The following is a 387-nucleotide window of genomic DNA, read 5'->3' on the forward strand; positions in this document are numbered from 1 at the left end:
TGCCCAGCGGGACGGGGGTGCGGGCGGGCCCGTCCACCCCCCTGGGCGGGCCCGGGGGGCCGCCGCCGAGGACCCGGGGGGGGTGGGCGAGCGCCCCCCCCAGCAGCCGCCGGGACTCGGCGTACTCGCCGAGTGCGCGCAGGTTGGTGGCGAGGGCTCCCACCACCTGGAGGGTGTGCGGATGGTCGGCCCCGAGCACCCGGCGCAGGCGGGCCACGGTGTCCTCGTTGATGCGGCGGGCCTCGGCGTACCGGCCGGACAGGGTGAGCGCGGTCCCCCGGAGGCTGGCGGACTGCAGCGTGTCGGGGTGGTACTCGCCGAGGGCGCGGCGCCGTCGGTCCACGGGGTCCTCGCTGGCGCGCTCCGCCGCTTCGCGCTCCCCCAGGG

Annotated in this window: 1 protein-coding gene; it reads right to left on the bottom strand. The window is 80.1% G+C overall.

The features are described from left to right. The coding region (locus tag KVT45_RS55210) for a tetratricopeptide repeat protein (protein WP_217562684.1) at nt 1-387 on the bottom strand (387 nt) is incomplete at both ends.

It is taken from the genome of Streptomyces sp. GbtcB6 (assembly GCF_019091475.1).
GTDB lineage: Bacteria > Actinomycetota > Actinomycetes > Streptomycetales > Streptomycetaceae > Streptomyces > Streptomyces hyaluromycini.